Origin of the sequence: Microbacterium sp. As-52, assembly GCF_049949185.1 — a bacterium.
In the GTDB taxonomy this organism is placed as follows: domain Bacteria; phylum Actinomycetota; class Actinomycetes; order Actinomycetales; family Microbacteriaceae; genus Microbacterium; species Microbacterium maritypicum_A.
In genome coordinates this window covers 1,048,495-1,072,886 of sequence record NZ_CP188171.1, presented here as the reverse complement: position 1 = coordinate 1,072,886, position 24,392 = coordinate 1,048,495, and the positions used below count along the sequence as shown (strand labels likewise).

Below are 24,392 nucleotides of genomic sequence, written 5' to 3'. Positions count from 1 at the left end.
AATGAGCATCACCATGAGCACCACCACCTTTCCCCCGTCCGACCCGTTGACCTGGAAGCAGGCCGACACCGATGTGCACGTCGCGACGCGCGACGGCGAGTTCGCCGGCTTCGTCGAGTTCGATGGCACTGCGCACCTCGTGCGCGACAACCACGGCGCCGAGCTCGGCGTCTTCGACACGCTCGACGACGCCTTCCGCGCGCTCGAAGACGCGGTCCGTTCCGAGCGGCGCGGATCCGTCTTCCCGACGATTGTGCCGCGCGCCTGGCGTCGCCGGACCCGCCGCGCTCGCGCCTGAGCGTGGCGGGAACCCCTGCACGCCCGCCCGTGACTGGGGGCTCGGCGAGAGGTTCCGATGTATTCCCTGACGCGTATAGAGCTAGGGCTACTGTGAGGTAAGCGTTGGGCAGCTGCCTTGGGCTTTCACAGCTCAAGGGCTCCGATCGTCAGGAGAAGATCATCTCCATCACACAGATCGAACCGACCGCGGCAACGCTGGGTCCGATTCGTCAGACGTATTCCGGTAACGCGGACTTCCCTCCCATGGCGAAGGCGTACAAGCAGGTTTCGCAGGTCGTCAAGGAGACCGGGCTGCTTCAGCGCACCCAGTGGTTCTACATCTTCGTGGCCACCGGTGTCGCTGTGGCGCTCGGCGGCCTCATCACCGGCTTCATCCTGCTCGGTGACAGCTGGTTCCAGTTGCTCATCGCCGCGGGCCTCGGCATCGTCCTCACGCAGATCGCCTTCCTCGGCCACGAAGCCGCCCACCGTCAGATCCTCTCCACGGGGCCGGCGAACTTCAAGCTCGCCCGCATCGTGATCGCCAGCATCGGCATGAGCTACTCCTGGTGGGATTCGAAGCACACCAAGCACCACGGCAACCCGAACCAGGTCGGCAAGGACCCCGACATCGAGGTCGACACGATCTCGTTCCTCGAAGAAGACGCCGCGAAGGCGAAGGGCCTGATCAAGCTGATCACCCGCAAGCAGGGGTGGCTGTTTTTCCCGCTGCTGACGCTCGAGGGGCTGAACCTCCACTTCCTCGGGCTGAAGTACCTCACGACGACGAAGAACGTCAAGGGACGCTGGACCGAGCTCGGCATCATCGCGCTGCGGTTCGCCCTCATCCTGGTGCCCGTGTTCATGATGCTCCCGCTCGGAATGGCCTTCGCCTTCATGGGCGTGCAGTTCGCGGTGTTCGGCGTCTACATGGGCGCAGCGTTCGCGCCGAACCATAAGGGCATGCCGATCATCGAGCCCGGCGCCCGTCTCGACTTCTTCACCAAGCAGGTGCGCACCTCCCGCAACATCAGCGGCGGATGGTGGACGACCTGGCTCATGGGCGGGCTGAACTACCAGGTGGAGCACCACCTCTTCCCGAGCATGCCGCGACCGCACCTGGCGAAGGCGCGCGAGATCGTGCGCGACTACTGCGCGGCGAATGACGTGCCGTACACGGAGACCAGCCTCGGCCGCTCGTACATGATCGTGATCGAGTACCTGAACCGCGTCGGACTGTCTGCCGGTGCCGATCCCTTCGACTGCCCGGCAGTCGCACAGTTCGGCCGGGCGTAGCCCCCGATCTCACCGGGCCCTGATCAGCCCGGGGACGACAGAGGCGCGAGCAGGAATTCCTGCTCGCGCCTCTGTCGTGTGTGCGTCTACTTGGAGGACTTCTTCTTGGTCTCCACCACGTCGATCGTGATCTTCTCGAGGGGGCGATCGTCGTCGAGCTCGTCTTCGAGCACCTCGTCACCGAGGAAGGTCTCCTCCGGCGTCTCGGCTGCGGCGACCTGGTCGGCGACCTCTGCAGGTGCTGCGGTGACGGGTGCATCCGCTCCGGTGAGCTCCGTCGGCAGTGCCTCGTCGGAGAAGATGCCGTCGGGGCGGATCAGCTCGCGCACCTCGGCCATGAAGCTCGACAGCTGCTGCTGCTGCCACCGCAGCTGACGGGTGCGGTCCTCTGCGTCGTGCAGTACCGCCGTGGTGTGGGCGGTGACCGAGTCGACGATCTTCTGCGCCTTCGCGCGAGCGCGCTCGAGGGTCTCGCGCGCACGGACCTGGGCTTCGGCCTCGATCGCCTGCGCCTGCGAGCGGGTCAGACGCTCGTAGTCCTCGGCGCGTGCCGAGATGCGCTGGGCATGCTCGAGCGATGCGGTGACCTGCTCGTTCGCGTCATTGGTGATGCGCTCGGCGTGGGCCACAGCCTGATTGTGCAGCACGAGGAACTCCTGCTGCGCGTCGTCTTGACGGCGGGTGAGGGTCTCCTCGAATTCCAGCACGCGCGCGTTCATGTCGCGGACGTCGCGCTCGGCGTCGGCACGCAGCTGGGTGGTCTCGCGCGTGACGAGGGAGCGCAGCGCGGCCGCGCCCTTCTCGGCTTCCGTGCGGATCGCCGTGGCCTCCTGCGCCGCCTGGTTCACCTTCTCCGCTGCGTGTGCGGCTTCGCGCTCGATGCGCGCTTCGTGTGCCGTGTACTCGGTGTCCATCTTCAGGCGCACCTGGTCGGCGTCGCGCTGCGCCTGGGCGGTGATCCGCTCGGCGTCGGCCTCGGCTTCGGCACGCTGCGCGGCCACCTCCTCACGGGCGGAGGTCATCAGACGGTCGGCCTGCACCGCCGCGTTCTGGATGAGGACGTTCGCCTGCTCTTCGGCGACCCGCAGGATCGCCTCGAACTGCTGACGGGACGGTGCCTCTTCCCCGTCGGGCTGCGGGGCATCGACGAGCTCGGACGTCAGCGTCGCGACCTGCTGCTCGGCGTCCAACGCCTTGACCTTGGCGGCAGTCAGCTCACTTTCGAGGGCCTCACGGGCCTTGCGCTCCTCTTCACGCACGGCTTCGACGGCGTCCTCTTCACGGGCCTGCGCCTCGGCGACGTCGGCGGCGGCCTGCTTGAGCTGATTGCGAAGGGTCGCCAGCGCGGCGTCGACCTCTGCCTTGTCATAGCCGCGGAAGCCGACGGTGAAGGCGCCCTGCTGGTCGCGCGGGGTGGTCTCGATCAGCTGATCGAAGAAGTCCGGGGAGCGCTCGCCATCGCGGTCGGCGGTTCCGGGGGATTCGCTCATGGTTCTAGCCTTTCTGGCGTGGTCACACCGGGAGCGGCGGCTCCGTCCCGACAGTCGGGACCGTGTGGACCGGAGGAGGTCGTCAGGGCGCACGCCACCACCATGACCCGGCGGAGCCCGGCGGGCAGGGCGCGCTCCCCAGCCTAGTTGCGTCGGCTGTGAGTTGCGCGCCCGTCTTCTGCTCCCGCGGGCGGAGACGGAGATCGCGGTGCCGGGCAGGTCACGTGTCGCGCATCCAGCGCGCGTTCCGGTCGTCGAGAGGGTCGCCGCGTGTGTACCGGACAGGTGGTCCGTCGGCGACCGAGATCCCCTGGGCTCGTGCCGCGGACGCGATGCGCTCCCGCAGATCGACCCAGGGCTGCACCGTCTGCGGAAAACCGAAGTACTCACGGAACGTCTCGATCTGCAGCCGGGTGCCTTCGGCGACGGGGATGAGCCGCACGACGGTGTCGTCCGGCTCGACGAACCGGATGCCGTAGGCGCCGTCATCGCGGATGACGTACTCCCGCTCCTTCTCCACCATCGCCGACGCCACGATCTCGCGAGCACGACCTTCGGGCGCCTGGATCACCAGCGTGGTGCCGAGCACGCCGAGGGCTGTGTCGAGCCGGTCCGAGGCGAACCTCTTCCCCGCTCTCGAACCGGCTTCGGAGGCACCCCGGCTGAAGCGTTTCCTCAGGAGCGGGCCGCCGACGATCAACGCGAGGATCGGCAGGCCGAGAAGGAGGTAGGGGGCGGGGTCCACGGGCACAGCGTATCCGGATCCGCGTGTGCTCCGGTGCGGTCGGGGAGCGACGTCAGACGGGGGTGACCAGGTGGTCGAGGACCAGCTCGCCCGAGGCGTTGAGGGCCTGCATCATCTCCGCGATCAGCCGGGGGTCGATGGGCGGCTGCTCCGCCGCGTCGTACCCGAACTGGAGTGGGATCGCCGGGTGGATCCAGACGGTGGCGCGCTTGTCGACGCCGTCGGTGACGGGTCGCCACGTCATCATGAAGCTCTCCTGGCGGCGGAGCTTCGTCGAGATGACGATCTTCAGGTGCGCCAGCGTCGCGTCCTCGATGAGGATCGGATCGGAAGTCCCGTCGTAGCGCAGTCTGCCCATGAGAGCACGCTACACCGCGCGCGTACTGCCTCTTCTGAGGTCTGTGCGCAACCCCCTCTGCGAGAGGTGATCCCCTCGATACCGTCGCAGCATGACGACAGCGGAGTGACAACGAGTGGAGGGCAAGGTGCAGACGATGGCGCGGACGCGGATTGCGCTCAACGAATCGGAATTCTTCCTGGCTCAGGGTCAGGACGTCGCCGAGCTGAGAGGGCGCATGGAAGAGGCGATGCGCGCCGGAGGAGGGTTCGTCGAATTCGTCGTGGTGGGCAATCGATCGGTCAGCGTGCTCATCACCGCGGCGACCCAGGTCGTGATCTCGGTCGAGACGGTGGAGTTCGACGCGCGCGACACCGGCGACAGTGCGGTGCCGTATGGTGGCGAGTACGACCTGCTGTGAGCGCGGGGTGACGTTGGCTCGCCCGGCGATCCTCCGACTCCTCGGCGACGCGGATACCGGCAGTTGCGTCGCCCTGATACGGTGTCGGCGGTGGGCATGGCGCTCCTGGGGCCGACGAGCAAGAGGGATCTGTCGAGATGAAGCGCTCCTCCCGTGTGCGTCTCGGGCGCATCGGGTTCGCCGCAGTACTCGCGGTCATCGTCGGAGCGCTGGCACCTTCGCTGTCCACGAGCACTCCTGCACTCGCTGCGACCGACGGCCAGATGGTCAATCCAGCGTCGGGGAACATCCAATCGAAGGTCGGGGACGGCTGTCGTGGGAACTACCGGGCGCATGAGGGTATCGACATCTCCGCCCCCGGCGGGGCACCGATCGTCGCCGCCTACGACGGAATCATCAAGTCGCGAACGGTGAACAGCGGCTACGGGAACTACACCGACGTCGAACATCCCGGTGGCTATGTCACCAGATACGCCCATATGGCTTCACCCGGAACGTATGCACCGGGTACTCCCGTGGTCCGCGGGCAGCAGATCGGAGTCGTCGGCAACACCGGCAACTCTCCGGCCTACCATCTGCACTTCGAGGTACGGCGGAACGGGGCGGTCTACACCGCGATCAACAACGGGTTCACCTGTCTCGCGAACGTCACCCGGGGAAGCCTGATCCCCCTCTTCCTTCCCGGTCTCGGAACGGGCCCTGTGGCCGCATCGGCCGATTTCAACGGCGATATGAAGGCCGACCTGCTGCTCGTCGCCGGGAACGGCGACCTCCGTTATCGGCCGGGGACGGGAGGGGGAAGCTTTCATCCTGCGATCACCGTCTTCAACGGGTGGGGCAATACCCGGAGACATGTCACGCACGTGGATTTCAACGGTGACGGCAGAGGGGACATCTTCGCAGCCCGATCTGATGGTGCGCTGGAGTTCTATGCGGGCAACGGCTCGGGCGGATTCGCGCCGCCAGTGAGTGTGGGCACCGGGTGGTACGAGACGCTTCACGTCACGTCAGGAGCGGACTACACCGGCGACGGAAGACAGGACGTCATCGCCGTCGCTCCGTCTGGCGTCCTCACCATCTATCAGGGCAACGGTGCTGGAGGGTTCGGGAGCGCACACGTGACATTCCCGGAGAGCAACTGGTCGAGCGCCCATTTCCTGATCGGCGGCGATTTCGACGGCGACGGCCGAGGCGACCTCATCGGGGTCACCGAAACCGGGAGCCTCGACTTCTATCCGGGCGTGCCCAATGGGTTCGCGGCCAGGCGCGTCGTCGGCGAAGGGTGGGTCGAGTTCACGGCGGTGCTCGGCGGGGTGGACTACGACGGGGACGGTCGCGTCGATCTGCTCGGCCGTACGCCCGCGGGCGAGCTGTATCTCTATCCGGGGCGCGGCGATGGGATGTTCGGGACTCGAAAACTGATCAGTTCGGACTGGGCCGACCACCTTGCCCTCGGATAACCGCCCCTGACGCGGAGTAGCGCCTGCCGCTGAGCGAGCCGCGGCGTATCGTGGGCGCATGGTCGGTGTCACATTCGAGGAGATTGTGACGGAGCTGTACTGCGGGCCTCCGGGAGCTTTCGTCTCGTCGCGCAGCGCCCGCGCTGCGGAGGTCGCCCCGGACCTCGGGTCGCGAATCCTCGCCGTGCGGAAGCCATCGATCGCGGCCTGGGTTGTGAACGTCTTCGCGCGGGAGCGGTCCGGCCGGCTGCGGATGGCCCTGCAGCTGGCGCGAGAGCTGCGCGAGGCGCAGGAGGATCTCGATGTGGCGACGCTCGGCAGAGAGCGCCGTCTGCTGACGAGGAAGCTCTCTCAGGACGCGGGGGAGTTGGCTGCGTCGCATGGGGAGCGGGTCACGCCCTCAACCCTCCAGGCGGTCGAGCAGACCATCTCCGCTGCGTTCTTCAATCCGGCAGCGGCGGCAGCAGTCGCCTCAGGCCGACTGTCGCGTGCTCTCACCCCCGCGTCGACGCAGAACGACATCCGCGACGCCGTGGCGGGGGACGTGCCCGAGCTCGAGTCTGCGTCTGAGCCGCCTCCGGCGGATGAGCTGCAGACCCGTCGCGCTCGACGCGAGGCCGAGCGCGCGGTCGTCGCGGCGGAGAAGGAGCAGGCATCCGCCGAAAGGGAGCTCACGACGCGTGACAAGGCACTTCAGGAGTTGCAGGCCCGGAACGACGAGCTCGCCGCGCGCGCTGCGGAGCTCGATGCTCAAATGTCGCGGACTCGTGCCGAGCTGGCGCGGGTGGAGCGCGTCCTTCCGGAAGCGAAACAGAGTCGGGCCGACGCGGCGACACGAGCGGAAGCAGCCACCGATGCTCTGGACCTGGCTCGGGAGGCGAAGGACGCGCTGTAGCCGACGACGTGCACCGTGCGGACGTCGAGAGTTCCGTCCGGAGCGGTTCGGTCCGACTCTCACCAGGGAAAAGCAAAACCCCCGCCATGTAGAAGCTAGGCGAGGGTTTCTGGGCTGATTGTAATGATCAGCCGTGTGGCTCCGACCGGCATCGATCCGGTGACCTTTCGATTTTCAGTCGAACGCTCTACCAACTGAGCTACAGAGCCGCGCGACCGGCGAACCTGTCGCGTCCTAGACGAAGAGCCCTCTCCGAAGAAAGAGCTCATCGCACGGAGCGACCCTGACGGGACTTGAACCCGCGACCTCCGCCGTGACAGGGCGGCACGCTAACCAACTGCGCTACAGGGCCATACTTGTTTTCAATTATATCGGAAGGTGTGACCCCAACGGGATTCGAACCCGTGCTACCGCCGTGAAAGGGCGGCGTCCTAGGCCGCTAAACGATGGGGCCGAGTCAGTCCCGGGGGACTTCCTTGCCGACGCTCAAGCATAAGGGATGTTTCGGGCAAATCGCGAATCGAGGGCGCGGCGCCGCAACCCGGGCGTGTTCCGGGGGCACGATCGACGTGTCGGGAGTGGACGAAGACGCCGCCATGCCCCCTGGTGCGGATGTGAAGGTTGTTGTTAGTGTGGCAACTGTGAAACCGGCGGAAGGGGCCGTGTGAACGACAAGATCACGCTGGACGCTGCAGTTGCTGCGGCGTCCGAGGACTGCGGCTGCGCGCCCAGCCCGACCGAACGCCGTGCGTTCGGCAAGAACGGCATCAGCCGTCGTGGAGCCCTCGGCATCGGCGCGCTCGGCGTCGTCGCGCTGAGCGCGTTCGGCATCACCAACGGCGTCTCCGCCGCCTATGCCGCCACGTACCCGAGCTGGGACGACGTGCAGCGCGCGAAGAGCAATGAAGCGGCCAAGGCCGCGGAGGTCTCGCGCATCGAGGGACTGATCCAGTCGCTCACGCAGAAGGTGGCCGAGACCCAGGCCGCGGCCAAGGTCGCGTCCCAGGAGTTCTACGACGCGCAGCAGGCTTACTTCGCTGCGGCCACCGAGGCCGACTCCATGCAGGCGAAGGCCGACGAACAGGCGGGGGTCGCCGACAGCTCGGCGCGCAAGGCGGGCCAGGTGGCCGCCCAGCTCTACCGCAACGGCGGCGACGACACGTCGATGGAGCTGTTCTTCGCCGGGTCGGCGAGCAACGCCGATGAGCTGCTCGCGCGCCTGGGCACGATGGACAAGCTCCTCGAGTACAACCAGTCGGTCTACGACAAGGCTGTCGCGGCGCGCAACTCCGCGCAGTCCCTCAGCGATCAGGCCGTCGTCGCGCGGAACGAGCGCGACCGGTTGCAGAAGGTCGCCGAAGAGAAGATGGTCGCGGCTCAGCAGGCGGCGGATGCGGCTCAGGCCGCTCTGGACGAGCAGTCGGCCAACCTCGCCACGATGCAGGCGCAGCTCGCCGCTCTCAAGGACGCGACCACCCAGACGGTCGCCGGCTACCAGGCCGGTGTCGAAGCCGAGGCGAAGGCCCGTCGCGAACGCGAAGCCGCCGAGCGCGCAGCGGCTGCGGCCGCAGCCGCTGCGGGTGGTGGCGGTGGTGGTGGCGGTGGCGGAAGCCAGGGCAGCGGTGGCTGGTGCCGCCCGCACGGCGGAGGAAAGAGTTCGGGATACGGACCCCGTTCCGTGCAGTGCGGCTCTCAGGGCTGCTCCTCGTCGTTTCACTACGGCACCGACTTCGCCAACGGCTGCGGCTCGCCCATCTACGCTGCGAATTCGGGCACGGTCGATTACGCGGGGCCCAACGACGGCTATGGCAACTACATCCGCATCCAGCACGGCGGCGGTGTCGGAACCGGTTATGCCCACATCCGTGACGGCGGCATCCTCGTCCGCAGGGGGCAGAGCGTCAGCTCCGGTCAGGTCATCGCCTACGCGGGGAACACGGGCCGCTCGTTCGGTTGCCACCTGCACTTCGAGGTCTACGTCAACGGTGGCCCCGTGAACCCCGTGGCCTTCCTCGGGGCACGCGGAGTCTCCGCCTGACCAGCTCTCACCTCTGCACGAAGAAGACCCCCGGCCGCTGAGCGGAACCGGGGGTCTTCTTCGTGCAGGCGGAGGGTCAGTGGCCCTGCTCGCCGAAGCGGACGATGGCCTCGTCGAGGATGCGCTGCGCCTCGACGGCGTTGCCCCACTCGTCGACCTTGACCCACTTGTTGGGCTCGAGGTCCTTGTAGTGCTCGAAGAAGTGCGAGATCTCCTTCTTCGTGTACTCGGCGATGTCGTCGATGTCCTGGATGTGCGCCCAGCGTGGGTCCTTCGAGAGCACGGCGACGAGCTTGTCGTCTCCGCCGGCCTCATCGCTCATCTTCAGCACGGCCACCGGACGGACCTCGACGACGACACCGGGGTAGATGGCGTGGTCGAGCAGCACGAGCACGTCGAGCGGGTCGCCATCCTCGCCGAGGGTGTTGTCGAAGTAGCCGTAGTCGGCCGGGTAGCCGAAGGTCGTGTAGAGCACACGGTCGAGGTGCACTCGTCCGGTCTCGTGGTCGACCTCGTACTTCACGCGGCTGCCGCGCGGAATCTCGATGACGGCGTCGTGTGCGCCCATGCGTGTGCTCCTCAGGAAAGTTCGGTTGGATGCCGCGGACTAGCCTACCCGCGGCGCTCGCGCGCCCGGGGGGCGGCGTGCTCAGGACCCGGCGTGCTCAGGACCCTGCGTCGACGGTCGGCACGTCGTCGTCATTCGATCGTCTGCGGAACAGACGATTCAGCAGTCGGCTCATCGGGTCGCTCAGGAGCAGCAGGAAGAGACCGGCGTATCCGTTCGGCGAGGCGGCGACCGCGATGACGAGTGCGGCGGCGAACAGGATGATCGCCGCGAGGTCGCCGATCGCCCCCAACCGGATGGTCTCGGTCGACACCTCGCCGAGTTCGGGATGACGCGCCAGATAGAGCCAGCCCGCGAGGGTGGTGACCTGGGTCATGATCAGCGTGCCGATGTACACCACGGCCTGCAGCGCGTCGGTGTCCATCTGGCCGATCATCGCGGTGGGGACCGGCAACCAGACGATCGTGGCCATCCACGCGACGTTTATCCACAACAGCGGTCCGGTGATCCGCTCCACGTCCCGGTACTGGCGGTGGTGTCCCATCCAGAACGTGGCGATGAGGAGGAAGCTCAGCCCGAAGCTCAGCAGCTGCCCCGAATGCTCGTCCAGGAACTCGGACGTGCTCATGTGGCCGGATGCGGCCTCGGAGACCGACTCCATGAGGGGCAGGATGAGCAGCGTCATGGCGATCGCCACGACGGCGTCGACGAATGCCTTGAACCTCTCGGTCCGGAACGGACGTGTACGCGTGTTGTCGGTCACGGCGTCAGGATAGCCCCGCCACAGCGCCGCGTCGCCGTGCGCACGCGGATGGGAGGAGCGCCGGGCAGGGGAGTGCCCTAGCGTGGACGGGTGCCGTCACTTCCTCCCGCCATCGCCGAGATCCGCCTCGCCGTGCGCACAGCGCTCGCCGAACTCCCCGAAGGATCGACGGTCATCGTCGCCCTCTCTGGCGGCGCGGACTCGCTCGCGCTCGCCGCGGCCACCGCCTTCGAAGCACCCAAGCTCGGTATCCGTGCGGCGTCGTTGACGGTCGATCACGGCCTGCAGGACGATTCCGCGGAGGTCGCCTCCGGCGCAGCGCGTACGGCAGCCGAGCTGGGCCTCGACCCCCTGATCGTGCGCGTCGACGTCGCCGGAGAGGGAGGGCCCGAAGCCGCTGCTCGCGATGCCCGCTACGGCGTTCTTCGCGATGCGGCCATCGATGTCGGTGCCGCCGCGGTGCTGCTCGGGCACACCCTCGACGACCAGGCGGAGACAGTGCTCCTCGGACTCGCCCGCGGCTCCGGCGCCGCGAGCTTGCAGGGGATGGCGCCGGTGCGGGAGGACGACGACGGCGTGCGGTGGGTACGCCCCTTGCTCGGGGTGCGCCGGGAGACGACGCGGGCATTCTGCGCGGCATCGGCCCTCGACCCCTGGGATGACCCGCACAACATCGATGGCCGCTACGCGAGGGTCCGGGTGCGCGAGCGCGTGCTCCCCGTGATCGAGGCCGAGCTCGGTCCCGGCATCGCCGAGGCCCTCGCCCGCACGGCAGAGCAGCTGCGGGAGGACGCGGAGGCGTTCGACGAGATGATCCACGAGACCATCGAGGACATCGTCGAGCACGCGGAGGCGGGCATCTCGGTCAGCGTGGCGGCGCTCGCCGCGAACCCGGCGGCGCTGCGCAACAGGATCATCCGCCTCGTCGTCGACAGCGAGTTCGGGGTGAGCTTGACGCGGGTGCAGACCATCGAGGTCGCGCGACTGGTGACCGACTGGAGCGGCCAGGGACCGATCGACCTCCCCGAGTGCTCGGTCGTGCGACAGGGCGGCCGCATCGTCTTCACGGCATCCGGTCGCTGAGCGCGTTTCGTCTCGGGCGCCTGTGGCGTCTTCGCGAGACGAAACGCGCTCAGCGCGGAAGCTCTCTACTTCTTGCCGCCGAAGAGGCCGCCGAGGATCCCTCCGAGGTCGATGCCGCCGCCGGCGGAGCCGTTGTTGCCACCGCCCAGCAACCCGCCGATCACGTCGCCGATGCCGCCGCCGGAGGAGCCGCCCTTGTCGCCGCCACCGAGGATGCCCCCGATGAGGTCACCGATGCCTCCCGAGCTCTCCGCGCCGGCATCCGCCTTCGCGGCCTTGTCCTTGCTCGCGTTCGCGATGAGACCCATCACGATGGGGGCGAGGATCGGCAGGAGCTTGCCGAAGTCGATGCCGGGGGTCGCCTTCGACTCGGTGAGCTCCTTCGTGACCTCCTTCTCCTTCGAACCGAGAATGTGCGCGACGATCTTGCCGCCGTCGGCCTGATCGATGTCGTCGACCTTCGCGGCGCCGGCGCTGCCCTCGTGCTTCTTCAGCGCGTTCTGGATCGCGGCCGAGCCCTCGTCGGTCCGGGCGTTCTGCGCGAGCCCGCCGAGCAGCACCGCACCGCCCTGCTCGACCGCGACCTTGGCCTCGTCCCGCGAGACGCCCAGCTTCTCGGCGATGTCGTCGATCGGCACCTGCCTGAGGATGTCGTCAAGAGCCATGGAGAATCCTTCCGTCGGGGCGTCCGCCCACATCACCGCTCACAGTAGTGCGGATGGCGCGGGAGGGGGAGATGCCTTCCCGGCCGACCCACCGGGACCGAGCATCCGATCGCGTCGCCTAAAATCGATCCATGCGCGCCGCGGAAATCCAGGACGACCTCACCAGCATTCTCGTCACAGAGGAGCAGATCCTCGCCAAGCTCGACGAACTCGCGGCACAGGTCGCAGAGGACTATGCGGGCAAGGACCTCGTCCTCGTCGGCGTCCTCAAGGGCGCGGTGATGGTGATGGCCGACTTCGCCAGGGCATTGCCCTTCCACGCGCCGATGGACTGGATGGCGGTCTCGAGCTACGGTGCGAGCACCAAGTCCAGCGGTGTCGTGCAGATCCGCAAGGACCTCGACACCGACCTGAACGGCAAGCATGTGCTCATCGTCGAGGACGTCATCGATTCGGGCCTGACCCTCAGCTGGCTGCTGGAGAACTTCGGATCCCGCGGAGCCGAGTCGATCGAGGTGCTCGCCCTCCTGCGCAAGCCCGAGGCCGCGAAGGTCGTCATCGACTGCAAGTACGTCGGGTTCGACATCCCGACCGATTTCGTCGTCGGATACGGCCTCGACTACGACGAGCGCTACCGCAACCTGCGCGACGTCGCGGTGCTCGCTCCGCACGTCTACAGCTGACGACCGCGACGCGCTACGCCGTGGGTGAACGCACAGCGACCCCCTAGGGCGCGCGCGATACGCTGATCCGATCATGGATGTGAAGAAGCTCACCCGGAATCCGCTGATCTACGTCGCGCTGATCGGCGTGCTCCTGTTCGGCGGTTTCCTGCTGATCTCGAATCTGGGCGCGCCCAAGCAGATCACGACGCAGGAGGGGCTCAAGCTGCTCTCCGGCACGACGGTCGCCAAGGTCGTGAACACCGACGGCGACCAGCGCGTGGACATGACGCTCTCGAAGCCCTTCAAGGGCTCGGAGGACGTGCAGTTCTACTACGTCGACGCCCGCGCCGACGAGGTGGTCAGCGCGATCAACGAGGCGGCTCCGAAGGACGGCTTCAACGACGCCGTTCCTCGTGCGACCTGGTTCGACGGCTTCCTCTCGCTCCTTCTTCCGCTGGTGCTGCTCGGCCTGCTGTTCTGGTGGCTCCTGTCGTCCATGCAGGGTGGCGGCGGCAAGGTCATGCAGTTTGGCAAGTCCAAGGCCAAGCTCGTCAACAAGGAGACCCCCACGGTCACCTTCGCCGATGTCGCCGGTGCCGACGAGGCCATCGAAGAACTCCATGAGATCAAGGAGTTCCTCCAGGACCCCGCGAAGTTCCAGGCCATCGGCGCCCGCATCCCGAAGGGCGTGCTGCTGTACGGCCCTCCCGGAACCGGCAAGACGCTCCTCGCCCGCGCCGTCGCCGGCGAGGCAGGCGCCCCGTTCTACTCCATCTCCGGTTCCGACTTCGTCGAGATGTTCGTCGGCGTCGGCGCCTCTCGCGTGCGCGACCTCTTCGGCCAGGCCAAGGAGAATGCGCCCGCCATCATCTTCATCGACGAGATCGACGCCGTCGGCCGTCACCGCGGCGCCGGTATGGGCGGCGGCAACGATGAGCGCGAGCAGACCCTCAACCAGATGCTGGTCGAGATGGACGGCTTCGACCCGAACGCGAACGTCATCGTGATCGCGGCGACCAACCGTCCCGACATCCTCGACCCCGCGCTGCTGCGCCCCGGTCGCTTCGACCGTCAGATCGGCGTGGACGCGCCCGACCTCAAGGGCCGACAGAAGATCCTCGAGGTGCACAGCAAGGGCAAGCCCCTCGCGAAGAGCGTCGACCTCGAAGTCGTCGCCCGCAAGACCCCCGGTTTCACCGGCGCAGATCTCGCCAACGTGCTCAACGAGGCCGCGCTGCTCACCGCGCGCTCGAACGCGCAGCTGGTCGACAACCGTGCTCTCGACGAGGCCATCGACCGCGTGATCGCGGGTCCGCAGCGACGCACCCGTGTGATGCGCGACAAGGAGAAGCTGATCACGGCTTACCACGAGGGCGGCCACGCGCTCGCGGCGGCGGCGATGAACTACACCGACCCCGTGACCAAGATCACGATCCTGCCCCGTGGCAAGGCTCTCGGCTACACGATGGTGCTGCCGCTGGACGACAAGTACTCGGTCACCCGAAACGAGCTCCAGGACCAGCTGACCTACGCCATGGGGGGCCGCGTCGCGGAGGAGATCGTGTTCCACGACCCCACCACAGGTGCCTCGAACGACATCGAGAAGGCGACCTCGATCGCGCGCAAGATGGTCATCGAGTACGGCATGACCACGCAGGTCGGACCGGTCAAGCTGGGCACCGAGGGCGGCGACATGTTCGTGGCACGCGACATGGGACGCGGTCGCGAGTATTCGGAGAAGGTCGCGGAGCGGGTGGACGCCGAGGTGCGTGCCCTCATCGAACAGGCGCACAACGAGGCGTACGAGGTCATCAGCGAGAACCGCGACATCCTCGACAAGCTCGCTTTGGCGCTGCTCGAGGAGGAGACCCTCGACCACAATCAGATCGCGGAGATCTTCACCGAGATCAAGAAGCTTCCCGAGCGCCCGCTGTGGCTGTCGAGCGAAGGGCGCCCGGTGTCCGAGCGTCCTCCGATCGAGGTGCCGAAGAAGGACGTCTCGCTTGCGGCATCCGTGGAGGCTCCGGCCGGAACGCCGCGCACGCAGCAGGGTTCGGCGGGAGCCGGGCACCCGCGGCCCGCGACGGCGTGACGTGACCGTCGACAGGCAGCGCGTCGAGCGGCTCACGAGGGAGCTGCTCGAAGCGATCGGCGAGGACCCGGACCGGCCAGGGCTGAAACAGACCCCGATGCGGATGGGCGAGCTGTACTCCGAGTTCTTCTCGGGCGTCGGCGAAGACCCGGCCGAGCCGCTGGCGCGCACCATCAGCGTCTCCCGCGGCCCCGCACCGGATACCCTGCCCTCCGGAGCCGTGCTGCTGCGCGACATCCGCTTCCGCTCCGTCTGCGAGCACCATCTGCTGCCCTTCGCCGGTCATGCGCATATCGCCTACCTCCCCGGGGAGCAGGTCGTGGGGCTCGGAGCGCTGGTGCGCGTCGTCGAGATCCTCGCGGCACGTCCTCAAGTGCAGGAGCGCCTCGGGGAGCAGATCGCCGACACGATCGCAGAGCACCTCGACACCCGCGGGGTGCTGGTCGTGCTCGATGCGGCACACGGGTGCGTCACGATGCGCGGCGGGCGGCAGACCGAGGCATCGACGCTCACTATCGCGGCGCGCGGAGAGTACACGGACGCCGTCGCCCGAGCGGAGCTCATCACCCTGATCGGCGCGTCGGTGCCTCTCGGGGGTGCGGCGCGCTGATGACCGGGATCTGGGGCATCGTCAACGTGACGCCCGATTCGTTCAGCGATGGCGGACGCTATCTCGACGTCGATCGCGCGGTCGCCCACGGACTGCGACTGCGAGCCGAGGGTGCGGCTGTGCTCGATGTGGGCGGAGAATCGACCAGGCCGGGCGCCGACCGCGTCGGCGACGAGGCCGAACAGCAGCGCGTCATCCCCGTGATCGAACAGCTCGCTGCCGCGGGTGTTCCCGTGAGCATCGACACGCTCAGCGCATCGACGGCGGCTGCGGCCGTGCGGGCGGGCGCCAGGATCGTGAACGACGTCTCCGGAGGGCTCGCCGATCCCGAGATGCGCGCGGCCGTCGCGGAGTCCGGGGCCGATTTCGCGATCGGTCATTGGCGTGGCTTCTCCGCCGACATGTACGCGAACGCCGAGTACCGTCGCGTCGCCCGCGAGGTCGCGGGGGAGCTGCAGGAGCGCATCGGCGAGGCGGCGGCCTCCGGAATCGCCCCATCGCGCCTGATCGTCGACCCGGGTATCGGGTTCGCCAAGGCGGGCGCGCAGAACTGGGAGGTGCTGCGGGGGCTCGACGAGATCGTCGCCCTCGGGCCGCGCGTGCTCATCGGCACATCGCGCAAGCGGTTCCTCGCCGAAGCACTGCGCCGGGAAGCCGAGAGCGACGGTGACGTGTCGGAGTCTCGACGCGACCTCGCTACCGCTGTGACCAGTGCTCTCGCGGTCAGGGCCGGAGTCTGGGCCGTGCGTGTGCATGATGTGGCGAGCACGCGCGACGCCCTCGCGATCGCGCACGCCTGGGAAGGCTGAGGGCGCATCGGGGTGGCCCCGTACGCTAGAAGCATGGAGTCCCTCGACGAGATCGTCCTCACCGGTCTGACCGTCTTCGGTCGTCATGGTGTCTTCGAGCACGAACGCCGCGACGGGCAGGAGTTCACGATCGATCTTCGTCTGCGGTTGTCGCTCGCGCAGGCTGCCGTCTCCGACGACGTGAGGGACACCGTGCACTACGGAGAGCTCGCCGAGAAGGTGGCCGCGGTCGTGGCCGGGGAACCGGTGAACCTGATCGAGACGCTCGCCGAGAGGATCGCCGCCGTCGGTCTCGAAGACCGTCGGGTGCAGGACGTCGTCGTGACCGTGCACAAGCCGCATGCGCCGATCGCGCTGGACTTCACCGATGTGGCGGTCACCGTGCATCGCCGCCGAACGCCTGACGCGCTGGAGGACACGATCGTATGAGCCGCAACCTCGCGAACCCGCCCGACATGCCCGCGCCTCGTCCCGGACGTCCGGAGACCACCGCGGTCGTCGCCCTCGGCGCGAACCTCGGCGACCGCCACGACACGATCAGGGCGGCCGCCGAGAGGATCGCGCGGCTCCCGCTGGTCAGCGAGGTGCGCCTCTCCCGGTTGTTCGAGACCGTCGCCCTTCGGCTCGACGGGCCCGATCCCGAGGCACCCGGCTACGTCAACGCCGTGGCTCTGGTGACCACGCGCCTCGCTCCCGAGATCCTTCTCGGGATGCTGCACGCCATCGAGGACGAGAACGGCCGAGAGCGACGGGAGCGCTGGGGCGACCGCACGCTCGACCTCGACCTGATCGCGTACGGCGAGGTCATCTCCGACGAACCGCGTCTGCAGCTGCCGCATCCGCGCGCTGCCGAACGCCTCTTCGTGCTCGAACCGTGGCTGGATGTCGACCAGGACGCGGTGCTGCTCGGCCGGGGCAGAGTCGCCGACCTCGTGGCGGAACTGCGGGCCCGGAGCGAGGGATGAGACGCACCTCTGCGGGCGTGCTCGTCGTCCTCGCACTGCTCGCCGGCGGGGGCGGGTTCCTGCTCGATCACCTGTTGACGGCATCGGGACGTGTCACGTTCACCCCCTCGCTCCTGCTTCCGGTGCTCCTCCTGCTGATCGGCGCAGCCTCCCTCGGGGTCGCCTGGCCGGTGCGGCGCAGCGTGCGGTCGGGCATCCGCATCGATCCCTTCCGCGCACTCAGAGCGGCGACACTCGCGCGGGCCTCGAGTCTGCTCGGCGCGATCATGGCCGGGTTCGGAGCCGGGCTGCTCGTGTTCCTCCTGTCACGTCCCGTCATTCCGCAGGTAGGGTCGACTGTGGCCATGCTGGCCCTGATCGGAAGCGCGATCGTCCTCGTGATCGCCGCGCTCGTCGCCGAGCAGTTCTGCACCCTGCCGAAGGATCCTGATGACTCAGAACCCAGAGACCGCGCCCCTGAACCCGGCGGAGGGCACTGACCTCGACGCCCTCGACAGGGGGACGTACACCCAGCTGCGCACGGCACGCAACGAGGCCCGCCTCGAACTCGACGGCACGTGGCACCAGATCTCGCCGCGCTATGTCGTGTCGCAGATCGTGCAGAACGTGATCTTCATCGCGATCGTCGCGATCGCCGCCGTCGTGCTGAACGTGGTGCTGCATCAGCAGTGGGTGTGGATCCCCGCCGGGATCATCCTGCTCATCACCGTGTTCGCCCTCATCATCCTGCCGCGCCAGGCGAAGGCGATCGGCTACATGCTCCGCGCCGACGACATCGTCTTCCGCAAGGGCATCCTGTGGCAGCGCATGATCGCCGTCCCCTACGGTCGCATGCAGCTGGTCGACATCACGCAGGGGCCGCTCGACCGCGCGTTCGGCATCGCCCAACTCAAGATGGTCACGGCCGCCGCAACGACCGGCGTGCAGATCCCCGGTCTGACGCAGGGTGCGGCCGAGGCGCTGCGCGACACCCTCATCCAGGTAGCCGAGACCCGTCGGACCGGCCTGTGAGCGAGCAGCAGCCCCCTTTCGCGCCGAGCGCGCCGCTGCCCGTCGAGGAGGGTTCCACGACGCTCGCGAACGGTGAGTGGCACCGCATGCACCCCCTCACCCCGCTCTTCAAGGGCGGGCTCGCGCTGATCATCATCGCGGGTATCGTCATCGCGAACATGCGGGATCGCCTGATCACCTGGGCCGTGGGCATCTTCACGCCCGAAGAAGCGCACTACGGCGACTACGCCGGTGCCGATCCTGTCGATTGGGTGCTCTCGAACAACCTGATCCTGGTCGCGCTCCTCAGCGTGCTCGGGCTCGTGATCGTGCTGGTGCTGATCTTCTGGTTCGTCTGGCGCTTCCAGCAGTTCCGGATCACCGGCGATCACGTCGAGGTCCGCAAGGGAATCATTTTCCGCTCGCACCGCCGCGCACCTCTCGACCGCGTGCAGGGCGTGAACCTGACACGCCCATTCCCCGCCCGCATCATCGGTCTCGCGAAGCTCGAGGTGGTCGGAGCCGGCAATGACGCGAACGTCGAGCTCGAATACCTCGCGACGCCCCGCGCGGAGTCGGTGCGTGCCGACATCCTGCGTCTGGCATCCGGTGCTCGCGCGGCGCGCGACGCCGCTCTGAACCCGGCGGCAACGTCGGCCGCACCCGGTCCGACATCCGCCCGGGCGCAGCTGGTCGGTTCGATGAACGCGGGTGTCAACGGCCTCATCTCCGGCGTCGACCTCGCCGATGTCGTCCCCGAGAGCGTCGTGAAGATCCCGACCGGCCGGCTTGTGGGCTCGCAGCTGATCTCCGGGCTGCTGTGGTTCGTCTTCTTCGGAGCGATCTTCGCGATCGCGATCGGCAGCGCGTTGATCGGGATGCTGGCCGATGGCAACTCGGATGGAGGTTTCGTCCTCCTCGGGCTGGGTCTCGGCATGGGCGTCCCCATGGTCATCGCCGTGGTCGGTATCACCTGGGCGCAGATCTCGAAGTCGCTGCGCTACTCGATCGCTCCGACTCCTGACGGCGTGCGCATCACCTACGGTCTTCTCACGACCGTGACCGAGACGCTCCCGCCGGGACGCATCTTCGCGGTGGAGGTGTCGCAGTCGCTGCTGTGGCGCCCGTTCGGGTGGTGGACGATCAAGATCAACCGTATGAGCGGCAAGAGCGCAGCCCAGCAGTCGTCGGGAAGCGGACAGCAGTTCAACGTGGTGCTGCCCGTCGGCAAACGCGCCGATGTCGAACGCGTGCTCGCGCTGGTGCTCCCCGACGTTCCTGGGGAGAGCATCCCGTTCCTCTGGGATCAGGGCGTCGTTGGTCCCGCCGATGGCGACGCGTATCGGACGATGCCACGGCGTGCAGCGTGGCGGCGTCCGTTCTCCTGGAAGCGACACGGCTACCTCGTCGCCGACTTCGGTCTGCTGCTGCGCCGCGGAAACGTCTGGCGCAAGCTCGCCGTGTTCCCGCTGGCACGTCTGCAGGGGGTCTCGCTCAGCCAGGGGCCGATCGACCGGCACCAGCGGGTTTCCGGCGCACAGGTGCACACGGTCCCCGGGCCGATCACCGGGTACCTCTCGGGTCTCGAACGTGCCGATGCGCTGGCTCTGGTCGACGAGGTCAGCCGTGCGGCAGCGGAGGCGGCGTCTCGCGACACCACCCACCGCTGGAGTGCGCACGCGACGGAGATTCCCGTCGCAGCGCCTCCGGCCCCGCCGGCGTACACCGGCCCGCCGCCGGTCTTCCCGGTCCCCGGACAGGCAGGGCCGCCCGCCCCGCCCGTATCGCCGCCTGCACCACCGGTCGACACGCCGGCGCCTCCGGTGCTTCCGGTGCTTCCGCCGGCATCTCCGGTGGGACCGCCTTCGGGTGTACCGGCAGCGCCCGCGGAGAACGCTCCGGAGGGTCCGCAGGTGCCTCCGAACGTCCCGGCTGCTCCGCCGGCAGCTCCTCCCGCACCCCCGCTGCTCCGGCGGACGAGGCGCGACGATGGCGCGTGACGGACGCCTCGGCGTCGGCATCATCGGGGCAGGGCGCGTAGGGCCGGTCGTCGGGGCGGCGCTCGGCGGTGCAGGACATGCCGTGATCGGGATCACCAGCGGATCCGACGACGAACGCGCCTCGGCCGTGCTGCCGGATGTGCCGGTTCTCGATGCCCTGGAGGTCGTGCGTCGCGCCGAGCTCGTGATCATCGCGGTACCCAGCGAGCAGCTGCCGTCGCTCGTCGCGGGCATCGCCGAGGTGGGCGGCTGGCAGATCGGCCAGCTCGTGCTGCACACCGACCCCGGCTACGGCATCGACGTGCTGCGCCCGGCAGCCGAACGCGGGGCGATCCCCCTCGCCGTGCATCCCGCGATCACCTTCACAGGGACGTCGATCGACCTTCGGCAGCTGCATGCCGGGTTCGCCGCGGTGACCGCTCCGGTCGCCGTGCTGCCGATCGCCCAGGCCCTCGCCGTGGAGATGGGATGCGAGCCCGTCGTGATCGCGGAGGCAGATCGTCCCGCCTACGCCGATGCCATCGCCACAGCCACCGAGTTCTCGCGGTCGATCATCGGACAGTCGACCGCGCGACTGCGGGAGATCGGCGTGGAGAACCCCGGCGGCTACCTCTCGGCCCTCGTGCAGTCGACCGTCGAGAGGGCACTGCGCGAAGCCTCGGACGCTCCGCCGCTGATCTGAACCGTTTCGCGGCGGTACCCCGGATGCGGGCGCCAGTGGGACTCACCGTCCGCCGGAGAAGCCGCCGCCTCCGCCGCCTCCGGAGAACCCGCCGCCGAATGACCCTCCGGCACTCGACGAAGAGCCCGCCGAGGGGGCCGAGTACGTCGCGGCTGAGTGCGACGATGCCACGAACGAGGCGAGCTGCGTCCGGAGTGCGAACGATGCCGGGTCGCCGATCCAGGATGCGCCGCGCTCCGCGCTCGCGTAGGTCTTCTCGAGCACATCACCCCACTCGCGTTCCATCCCGAACAGGATCGCGTAGGGGAGAAGCCGTTCGTAGACGTGGATGACATCGGCGGTGCCGTCGGCGCGACGTTCGGCTCCGGTGTACGACTGGAGCATGCGCAGGCGGTCGGCGTCGGCGACCCGGATGAACTCCTTCACTCCCTGCAGATACTCGTAGGTGCGTGCGCCTTCGACGGTGAGCACCGTGTGCTTCGAGAACGGATACACGCTGGAGATCAGCACGAGGAAAGCCCCGATGGAGATCACGACGAGTGCAGGGATCGCGGACAGGCGTCCGCTGGCGGCGCTCCAGATCCCGAACGCCAAGCCGGCGACGGCGAGGCCGATCGCACACCACTGCAGGATCACAGCACTTCGACTGCGTGCCTTCTCGGTGAGTCCGCGGCTCTGCGCCTCGGTCGTGCCTCTGTGCTGGAGTGCCGTCATCCGAGCGGCGAAGGCTTCGTCGGCGGCGGGGAGATCGACCACCCCGTCGGCGTCCGCATCGAGGAAGAGCGCTTCGAGGGCGTCGACGTCGAGCTGGTCGGGGCTGTGTGCCTCGCCGAGACGACGAACGCGAGGCTCGTCTTCCTCCGTCCCCTCTTCGATGCGCAGCATGCCACGGACGGCGAGGTGCACGATCTCGGACGGGATCACGTCTTCGGCCCCGGGAACGACGGCAGCGGCGAGCAGCGGGGGCAGCGAGTCCGGCACGTCGTACTGGGCGACCACGATGCCGGTAGCGGCTCGCCGTCTGCGCGCGAAGGCCGACACCGCCACCCAGCTGCCGGCGGCGAGTCCGAGAGCGCCGACCGCAGCGACGATCGGTGCGACGTCGGCGACCGGATCCGGTGTCCGGGCGAGCGGCTGCGTGGCGGTGCCCGGTTCGAAACCGATGGCCACCGTGACCCCGTCGCCGGCGGGACGAGACCCCGATCCGACACGGAAGGTCGCGCTGCGGCCGTCGGTGGTCGGACCCTCCAGCTCGCACTCCTCCTTCGAGTCGGAAGGGCCGGTGTAGCAGCGGGTGGCGCCGTCGAGTGCGTTGCTCATCGCAGGATCGAACACGATCTCGGCGCGGAACCGGTCGATGGGCTGCGTGCTGTCGAGGGGGAGCAGGTCCCAGTAGAACTCGTCTGCCGGGGGAGCGGACGAACCCTCGGACCGATCGGTAGCGAGGATCACGTCGCGCATCTCGTACTCGATGACGTAGGTGGTGAGGCCCCGCACGAAGTCGTCGTCGTTACCCGTCAGCACGTAGAGGAGCCCGTCCTCCTCGTCCGTCTCGTAGGGCACGTCCGCCCCGTTGCCGTCGGTCACGGACAGGATCGTCGTCTCGATGCTCGCCCCTTCGTATGAAGTCGCGAGTCCGCGGACGATGCCGCGATTCTGGTCGACGTCGGGGAAGCGGGCCACGAGGGTCTCCGTCACCCGCATGCGGGCGCGGCCCTCGTCGTCGAGACCGATCTCGTAGACGGCATCCCACGAGCTGTAGGAGAAATCGTCGACATCGGTGGGGACGTCCGCGGGCCGGGGCGCAGCCAGGTGCGACGCGGGCCCGTCGGACGCGGCCTGCGCGGCGGCAGGGGCGAGGACCGCCACCAGCGCGAGGGAGAGGGCAGCGAACGCGCGGAGGATCCGTGTGTGGGCCATTCTTCGAGGCTACCCAGCGTGCGCCAAGCAGCGGGATGCCGCCTCGGTAAACTGGGAGGGACTTCCAAGGAGCCCCCCACATGACTGACGCGTCCGCCGCGCCCGAATCGGCCTCGACCGACCCTTCCCTCGAAGAGGACGTCCACGAGCAGAAGGCCGTGCGCCTCGCCAAGCGCGAGCGCCTGATCGAGAAGCGGGCGGATGCGGGCGGCGGGGCGTTCCCGGTCGCCGTTCCCGTCACGCACACGATTCCCGCGCTGCGCGCCGAGTACGGCGAGCTCGAGGCCGGCGCCGAAACCGGTGTCATCGTCGGAGTCGCGGGTCGTGTGGTGTTCAGTCGCAACACCGGCAAGCTCTGCTTCGCCACTCTGCAGGCGGGTGACGGCTCGCGCATCCAGGCCATGATCTCCCTGGCGAACGTCGGCGAGGAGTCGCTGGCCGACTGGAAGGAGTACGTCGACCTGGGGGACCACGTCTTCGTGCACGGTGAAGTCATCTCCAGTCGCCGCGGCGAGCTGTCGATCATGGCGGACGACTGGACGATCGCGGCGAAGGCGATCCTGCCGCTCCCCAATGCCTACTCCGAACTCAGCGAGGAGGGCCGCGTACGCAGCCGCTACCTCGACCTGATCGTGCGCGAGCAGGCGCGCACGACGGTCCGCGCGCGCGCCGCCGTGAATGCGAGCCTGCGTTCGACGTTCACCAGCCATGACTACCTCGAGGTGGAGACCCCGATGCTGCAGGTGCAGCACGGCGGGGCCTCTGCCCGCCCGTTCATCACGCACTCGAACGCGTTCGACACCGAGCTGTACCTGCGCATCGCACCCGAGCTGTACCTCAAGCGCGCTGTCGTCGGCGGGATCGAGCGCGTCTACGAGATCAACCGGAACTTCCGCAACGAGGGAGCCGACTCTACACACAGCCCCGAGTTCGCGATGCTCGAGGCCTACCAGGCGTATGGCGACTACAACCAGATGGCCGCCCTCACACAGGAGCTCGTGCAGAACGCGGCGATCGCCGTCGCCGGCTCCACGACCGTGACCTGGGCCGACGGTACCGAGTATGAGCTCGGCGGCGAGTGGGATCGCATCTCGATGTACGAGTCGCTGTCGGCCGCATCCGGGCGCACCATCACTCCGCAGGACTCGGTCGAAGACCTGGTCGCGTTCGCCGAGGCCAACGACGTCGATCTGCCTCCGCAGGCCACTCACGGCAAGCTCGTCGAGGAACTGTGGGAGCATTTCGTGAAGGGCGACCTCGTCCGCCCCACGTTCGTGATGGATTTCCCCGTCGATACGTCGCCCCTGGTCCGTGAACACCGCTCGATCGCGGGTGTCGTGGAGAAGTGGGATCTGTACATCCGTGGCTTCGAGCTGGCGACCGGGTACTCCGAACTGGTCGACCCCGTGATCCAACGCGAGCGCTTCGTGGAACAGGCCAAACTCGCCGCACGCGGTGACGTCGAGGCGATGCCGGTCGACGAAGAGTTCCTGCGGGCCCTCGAGCACGGCATGCCGCCGTCCGGAGGAATGGGCATGGGGATCGACCGCCTGCTGATGGCGATCACCGGCCTGGGCATTCGTGAGACCATCCTGTTCCCCCTGGTCAAGTAACACGAT

General features: G+C 68.1%; 25 protein-coding genes and 3 tRNA genes. 18 read left to right on the top strand and 10 right to left on the bottom strand.

Annotated features, from left to right (window positions below):
• Positions 1-13 precede the first annotated feature (13 nt).
• Positions 14-298, top strand: a complete 285-nt coding sequence (locus ACLFA2_RS05260) for a hypothetical protein (protein ID WP_136025275.1) — start codon at positions 14-16, stop codon at positions 296-298.
• Between the two features lie 158 nt (positions 299-456).
• Positions 457-1,575 (top strand): acyl-CoA desaturase, encoded by a 1,119-nt coding sequence (locus ACLFA2_RS05255; RefSeq protein ID WP_318386957.1) that lies wholly within the window; start codon positions 457-459, stop codon positions 1,573-1,575.
• Positions 1,576-1,661: 86 nt separating this feature from the next.
• Here ACLFA2_RS05255 and ACLFA2_RS05250 read toward each other — a convergent pair whose 3' ends face one another.
• From ACLFA2_RS05250 to ACLFA2_RS05240, 3 genes are all read right to left on the bottom strand, one after another.
• Positions 1,662-3,065, bottom strand: coding sequence for a DivIVA domain-containing protein (locus ACLFA2_RS05250; protein WP_426622156.1), 1,404 nt, complete (start codon positions 3,063-3,065; stop codon positions 1,662-1,664).
• Positions 3,066-3,285: 220 nt separating this feature from the next.
• The gene (locus ACLFA2_RS05245) at positions 3,286-3,810 is read right to left on the bottom strand and encodes a hypothetical protein (RefSeq protein WP_235045213.1); all 525 of its coding nucleotides are present in this window, start codon (positions 3,808-3,810) and stop codon (positions 3,286-3,288) included.
• Positions 3,811-3,862: 52 nt separating this feature from the next.
• Entirely contained in the window at positions 3,863-4,168 is a 306-nt protein-coding gene (locus ACLFA2_RS05240) for a hypothetical protein (protein ID WP_021198731.1), read from the bottom strand.
• Positions 4,169-4,304: 136 nt separating this feature from the next.
• Here ACLFA2_RS05240 and ACLFA2_RS05235 point away from each other — a divergent pair, with 136 nt between their 5' ends.
• The 3 genes from ACLFA2_RS05235 (at position 4,305) to ACLFA2_RS05225 (ending at position 6,923) form a co-directional block, all read left to right on the top strand.
• Entirely contained in the window at positions 4,305-4,568 is a 264-nt protein-coding gene (locus tag ACLFA2_RS05235; RefSeq protein WP_208323594.1) for a hypothetical protein, read from the top strand.
• A 137-nt stretch (positions 4,569-4,705) separates the two neighbouring features.
• Positions 4,706-6,028: an FG-GAP-like repeat-containing protein gene (locus ACLFA2_RS05230; protein ID WP_167254697.1), complete on the top strand. Its 1,323-nt coding sequence runs from the start codon at positions 4,706-4,708 to the stop codon at positions 6,026-6,028.
• A 58-nt stretch (positions 6,029-6,086) separates the two neighbouring features.
• On the top strand, positions 6,087-6,923 hold the full coding sequence (locus ACLFA2_RS05225) for a transposase (RefSeq protein ID WP_426622155.1): 837 nt from the start codon (positions 6,087-6,089) through the stop codon (positions 6,921-6,923).
• Between the two features lie 136 nt (positions 6,924-7,059).
• Here the strand turns inward: ACLFA2_RS05225 and ACLFA2_RS05220 are convergent.
• The 3 genes from ACLFA2_RS05220 to ACLFA2_RS05210 all read right to left on the bottom strand — a co-directional run bounded on the left by ACLFA2_RS05220 (position 7,060) and on the right by ACLFA2_RS05210 (position 7,377).
• A tRNA-Phe gene (locus tag ACLFA2_RS05220) sits at positions 7,060-7,132 on the bottom strand.
• Positions 7,133-7,201: 69 nt separating this feature from the next.
• Positions 7,202-7,275 (bottom strand) — tRNA-Asp (locus ACLFA2_RS05215).
• A gap of 29 nt (positions 7,276-7,304) precedes the next feature.
• Positions 7,305-7,377 (bottom strand) — tRNA-Glu (locus ACLFA2_RS05210).
• Positions 7,378-7,587: 210 nt separating this feature from the next.
• Between ACLFA2_RS05210 and ACLFA2_RS05205 the strand changes: the two genes are divergently transcribed.
• Positions 7,588-8,961: a M23 family metallopeptidase gene (locus ACLFA2_RS05205; RefSeq protein ID WP_029259656.1), complete on the top strand. Its 1,374-nt coding sequence runs from the start codon at positions 7,588-7,590 to the stop codon at positions 8,959-8,961.
• Positions 8,962-9,037: 76 nt separating this feature from the next.
• Here ACLFA2_RS05205 and ACLFA2_RS05200 read toward each other — a convergent pair whose 3' ends face one another.
• Both ACLFA2_RS05200 and ACLFA2_RS05195 read right to left on the bottom strand, forming a co-directional pair.
• On the bottom strand, positions 9,038-9,529 hold the full coding sequence (locus ACLFA2_RS05200; protein WP_426622154.1) for an inorganic diphosphatase: 492 nt from the start codon (positions 9,527-9,529) through the stop codon (positions 9,038-9,040).
• Between the two features lie 97 nt (positions 9,530-9,626).
• Entirely contained in the window at positions 9,627-10,292 is a 666-nt protein-coding gene (locus ACLFA2_RS05195) for a TMEM175 family protein (RefSeq protein WP_426622153.1), read from the bottom strand.
• Positions 10,293-10,382: 90 nt separating this feature from the next.
• Between ACLFA2_RS05195 and tilS the strand changes: the two genes are divergently transcribed.
• Positions 10,383-11,375 (top strand): tRNA lysidine(34) synthetase TilS, encoded by a 993-nt coding sequence (tilS, locus tag ACLFA2_RS05190; RefSeq protein ID WP_426622152.1) that lies wholly within the window; start codon positions 10,383-10,385, stop codon positions 11,373-11,375.
• A 65-nt stretch (positions 11,376-11,440) separates the two neighbouring features.
• Here the strand turns inward: tilS and ACLFA2_RS05185 are convergent, their stop codons facing one another.
• Positions 11,441-12,040: a DUF937 domain-containing protein gene (locus tag ACLFA2_RS05185; RefSeq protein WP_292765025.1), complete on the bottom strand. Its 600-nt coding sequence runs from the start codon at positions 12,038-12,040 to the stop codon at positions 11,441-11,443.
• 131 nt (positions 12,041-12,171) lie between these two features.
• Between ACLFA2_RS05185 and hpt the strand changes: the two genes are divergently transcribed.
• From hpt to ACLFA2_RS05135, 10 genes are all read left to right on the top strand, one after another.
• Positions 12,172-12,723, top strand: a complete 552-nt coding sequence (hpt, locus tag ACLFA2_RS05180; protein ID WP_021198722.1) for a hypoxanthine phosphoribosyltransferase — start codon at positions 12,172-12,174, stop codon at positions 12,721-12,723.
• A gap of 73 nt (positions 12,724-12,796) precedes the next feature.
• A complete protein-coding gene (ftsH, locus tag ACLFA2_RS05175; protein ID WP_426622151.1) occupies positions 12,797-14,797 on the top strand; it encodes an ATP-dependent zinc metalloprotease FtsH in 2,001 nt (666 codons plus the stop codon).
• A gap of 1 nt (position 14,798) precedes the next feature.
• Positions 14,799-15,407: a GTP cyclohydrolase I FolE gene (gene folE, locus ACLFA2_RS05170; RefSeq protein WP_167254695.1), complete on the top strand. Its 609-nt coding sequence runs from the start codon at positions 14,799-14,801 to the stop codon at positions 15,405-15,407.
• Positions 15,407-16,216, top strand: coding sequence for a dihydropteroate synthase (folP, locus tag ACLFA2_RS05165; protein WP_021198202.1), 810 nt, complete (start codon positions 15,407-15,409; stop codon positions 16,214-16,216). The genes folE and folP overlap by 1 nt, the downstream gene beginning before the upstream one ends.
• 33 nt (positions 16,217-16,249) lie before the next feature.
• Complete coding sequence (gene folB, locus ACLFA2_RS05160; RefSeq protein ID WP_347124794.1) at positions 16,250-16,645, top strand: dihydroneopterin aldolase; 396 nt, start codon at positions 16,250-16,252, stop codon at positions 16,643-16,645.
• Positions 16,642-17,181 carry a 2-amino-4-hydroxy-6-hydroxymethyldihydropteridine diphosphokinase gene (gene folK, locus ACLFA2_RS05155; protein WP_347124796.1) on the top strand — a complete coding sequence of 180 codons (540 nt, stop codon included), beginning with the start codon at positions 16,642-16,644 and terminating at the stop codon, positions 17,179-17,181. Before folB ends, folK begins: the two co-directional genes overlap by 4 nt.
• Complete coding sequence (locus ACLFA2_RS05150) at positions 17,178-17,660, top strand: DUF3180 domain-containing protein (RefSeq protein WP_021198199.1); 483 nt, start codon at positions 17,178-17,180, stop codon at positions 17,658-17,660. The genes folK and ACLFA2_RS05150 overlap by 4 nt, the downstream gene beginning before the upstream one ends.
• Positions 17,611-18,192, top strand: coding sequence for a PH domain-containing protein (locus ACLFA2_RS05145; protein WP_347124799.1), 582 nt, complete (start codon positions 17,611-17,613; stop codon positions 18,190-18,192). Before ACLFA2_RS05150 ends, ACLFA2_RS05145 begins: the two co-directional genes overlap by 50 nt.
• Positions 18,189-20,171: a PH domain-containing protein gene (locus ACLFA2_RS05140; protein ID WP_426622150.1), complete on the top strand. Its 1,983-nt coding sequence runs from the start codon at positions 18,189-18,191 to the stop codon at positions 20,169-20,171. The genes ACLFA2_RS05145 and ACLFA2_RS05140 overlap by 4 nt, the downstream gene beginning before the upstream one ends.
• Positions 20,161-20,853, top strand: a complete 693-nt coding sequence (locus tag ACLFA2_RS05135; RefSeq protein ID WP_167254691.1) for a DUF2520 domain-containing protein — start codon at positions 20,161-20,163, stop codon at positions 20,851-20,853. The genes ACLFA2_RS05140 and ACLFA2_RS05135 overlap by 11 nt, the downstream gene beginning before the upstream one ends.
• Before the next feature lie 42 nt (positions 20,854-20,895).
• Here the strand turns inward: ACLFA2_RS05135 and ACLFA2_RS05130 are convergent, their stop codons facing one another.
• Positions 20,896-22,773, bottom strand: a complete 1,878-nt coding sequence (locus ACLFA2_RS05130; protein WP_426622149.1) for a DUF2207 domain-containing protein — start codon at positions 22,771-22,773, stop codon at positions 20,896-20,898.
• 80 nt (positions 22,774-22,853) lie between these two features.
• Here ACLFA2_RS05130 and lysS point away from each other — a divergent pair, with 80 nt between their 5' ends.
• On the top strand, positions 22,854-24,386 hold the full coding sequence (gene lysS, locus ACLFA2_RS05125; protein WP_021198194.1) for a lysine--tRNA ligase: 1,533 nt from the start codon (positions 22,854-22,856) through the stop codon (positions 24,384-24,386).
• Positions 24,387-24,392 lie beyond the last annotated feature (6 nt).

What these genes read in the sequence shown, in the direction of transcription:
- ACLFA2_RS05260 (WP_136025275.1), top strand. Translation starts at nt 14, where the DNA reads ATGAGCACCACCACCTTTCCCCCGTCCGACCCGTTGACCTGGAAGCAG.
- ACLFA2_RS05250 (WP_426622156.1), bottom strand. Translation starts at nt 3,065, where the DNA reads ATGAGCGAATCCCCCGGAACCGCCGACCGCGATGGCGAGCGCTCCCCG.
- ACLFA2_RS05240 (WP_021198731.1), bottom strand. Translation starts at nt 4,168, where the DNA reads ATGGGCAGACTGCGCTACGACGGGACTTCCGATCCGATCCTCATCGAG.
- ACLFA2_RS05235 (WP_208323594.1), top strand. Translation starts at nt 4,305, where the DNA reads ATGGCGCGGACGCGGATTGCGCTCAACGAATCGGAATTCTTCCTGGCT.
- ACLFA2_RS05230 (WP_167254697.1), top strand. Translation starts at nt 4,706, where the DNA reads ATGAAGCGCTCCTCCCGTGTGCGTCTCGGGCGCATCGGGTTCGCCGCA.
- ACLFA2_RS05225 (WP_426622155.1), top strand. Translation starts at nt 6,087, where the DNA reads ATGGTCGGTGTCACATTCGAGGAGATTGTGACGGAGCTGTACTGCGGG.
- ACLFA2_RS05200 (WP_426622154.1), bottom strand. Translation starts at nt 9,529, where the DNA reads ATGGGCGCACACGACGCCGTCATCGAGATTCCGCGCGGCAGCCGCGTG.
- ACLFA2_RS05185 (WP_292765025.1), bottom strand. Translation starts at nt 12,040, where the DNA reads ATGGCTCTTGACGACATCCTCAGGCAGGTGCCGATCGACGACATCGCC.
- hpt (WP_021198722.1), top strand. Translation starts at nt 12,172, where the DNA reads ATGCGCGCCGCGGAAATCCAGGACGACCTCACCAGCATTCTCGTCACA.
- ftsH (WP_426622151.1), top strand. Translation starts at nt 12,797, where the DNA reads ATGGATGTGAAGAAGCTCACCCGGAATCCGCTGATCTACGTCGCGCTG.
- folP (WP_021198202.1), top strand. Translation starts at nt 15,407, where the DNA reads ATGACCGGGATCTGGGGCATCGTCAACGTGACGCCCGATTCGTTCAGC.
- folB (WP_347124794.1), top strand. Translation starts at nt 16,250, where the DNA reads ATGGAGTCCCTCGACGAGATCGTCCTCACCGGTCTGACCGTCTTCGGT.
- folK (WP_347124796.1), top strand. Translation starts at nt 16,642, where the DNA reads ATGAGCCGCAACCTCGCGAACCCGCCCGACATGCCCGCGCCTCGTCCC.
- ACLFA2_RS05150 (WP_021198199.1), top strand. Translation starts at nt 17,178, where the DNA reads ATGAGACGCACCTCTGCGGGCGTGCTCGTCGTCCTCGCACTGCTCGCC.
- ACLFA2_RS05145 (WP_347124799.1), top strand. Translation starts at nt 17,611, where the DNA reads ATGACTCAGAACCCAGAGACCGCGCCCCTGAACCCGGCGGAGGGCACT.
- ACLFA2_RS05135 (WP_167254691.1), top strand. Translation starts at nt 20,161, where the DNA reads ATGGCGCGTGACGGACGCCTCGGCGTCGGCATCATCGGGGCAGGGCGC.
- ACLFA2_RS05130 (WP_426622149.1), bottom strand. Translation starts at nt 22,773, where the DNA reads ATGGCCCACACACGGATCCTCCGCGCGTTCGCTGCCCTCTCCCTCGCG.
- lysS (WP_021198194.1), top strand. Translation starts at nt 22,854, where the DNA reads ATGACTGACGCGTCCGCCGCGCCCGAATCGGCCTCGACCGACCCTTCC.